This is a genomic window from Moorena sp. SIO4E2 (genome assembly GCF_010671945.1).
In the GTDB taxonomy this organism is placed as follows: Bacteria; Cyanobacteriota; Cyanobacteriia; order Cyanobacteriales; family Coleofasciculaceae; genus Moorena; species Moorena producens.
Genome location: NZ_JAAHIE010001213.1, coordinates 1 through 1,413 on the forward strand (window position 1 = coordinate 1; position 1,413 = coordinate 1,413).

At 38.2% G+C, this 1,413-nt stretch carries 2 protein-coding genes; both read right to left on the reverse strand.

The features are described 5' to 3' along the window. Positions 1-518: DUF1822 family protein (locus tag F6K37_RS42305; RefSeq protein WP_287257205.1), on the reverse strand; the 518-nt coding region annotated here is incomplete at its 3' end. Further along, positions 515-1,237 (reverse strand): hypothetical protein, encoded by a 723-nt coding sequence (locus F6K37_RS42310; RefSeq protein WP_287257206.1) that lies wholly within the window; start codon positions 1,235-1,237, stop codon positions 515-517. The genes F6K37_RS42310 and F6K37_RS42305, both read right to left, overlap by 4 nt. Between the last annotated feature and the right edge of the window lie 176 nt (positions 1,238-1,413).

Genomic DNA, 1,413 nt, shown 5'->3' on the forward strand with positions numbered 1-1,413 from the left:
TCATCAAAAAGCTTTTCCAAGTCTTTTAATTTTAAGGGGTTTACTACCGGTAGAGGTGAGAGTTCACCAATCAAGTCATCAACCGAGCGCAACCGACTAACTTCGATAACATCTGCAACGACTGTTTTAGCAAATCCTAAAAGCTGGACTTGATCTAAGTGTTCGCTAAACTGAATAGCAAGATAACCAATCCGGTCTTCGGTTACTTCTGGAGGTAAAGACACAGTAGTTTCTCCAGGTAGCACAGGACGACATTCTAATCTGCCAATGTCAGGAACAACTAAATCAGCAACATTCCATTGATGTCTTAGAATTGGATTCCAACAATCACTTTCGTTTAAATCCGTGTCAATGCCAAGATACTTAAGATATCTGTGAACTGCATAAACCGCTAATGTATTAAAATAAACCTGTTTACTTTTTGCAGTTGTGGCTTGTTCCGCTGCGAATTTGCTAGCGAAGCGGTGAGCTTCAATGCCGAGAGTAATTTCTAAATTTTCCATGTTTTGAGTTGTCATGATTCTTCCTCTCCTGAGTATCCTATATCCTTCAATTTTTTTTGAAGGAGTGGTAGGCATTTTCTTTTCCAATGGGATATGATAGTATCGTACTTAATGCCCAACTCCCTGCTGAGGTGAGTTAACTTCTCTGGTGGGTATTTGAAAAGTAACCTTTGGCAAAGGAGCTGACAGTTACAATCGGGACGCTTACGAGGATGACACTTTTGAAAGCTATGGTCTGGATCTTCCTCTACGTAACGTTCTAATTGTTCAAATATTTCCAGAATTTTCTGATTTCTGAGTTTATCAATGTAAGCGTCAATTCCATTGAGAGTAGGAGTCTCAAAACCACCATCTGGAAGTTGATCTAGTAGTGTTGAGGGATTGTCCGAATTTTCATTGATGTAGACATCTAAACTAGACTCACGACTATGTTGGTATGCTTGGTTAAGATATAAATCTTTAATCCGCCATATTAGATAACCATTTATCCATTTTAACAAGCTTGTCTGAACTGCTAAGTCTGGTTTGGGTTCAAAAGCACAAATATTTTTGATTACCCATTCCCAAGTTTGGTCTAAAGCTTCCAAATAAAGGGGATAAGAAGATTTTCGGAGTCCGGGTAACTGCTGACATTCAAGTAATAGTCGATGGATATCCCGTCGCCGTTCTTCACTCTGAAAGTCCTGATTGCCACAAATCTTATTAATAAGTGCCAGTAATTGTTGATCTGTCATAGTCATCTTTTTTTTGATAACTGGTGTAGATTACTCTTTAATCCCTGATATTTCAATAAACAAGAATATTCAGAGGGAACTTAGGGTAAGCGCCAGAAAAATTGAGCCAAAATGTGATATGGGGCAATAATTATGACCATATTAAGCCTTGATTATCAGCACTATTGCATACTTTA

Bases quoted from the DNA above. Each gene is read 5' to 3' on its own strand.
- F6K37_RS42310 (WP_287257206.1), bottom strand. From the start codon at position 1,237: ATGACAGATCAACAATTACTGGCACTTATTAATAAGATTTGTGGCAAT.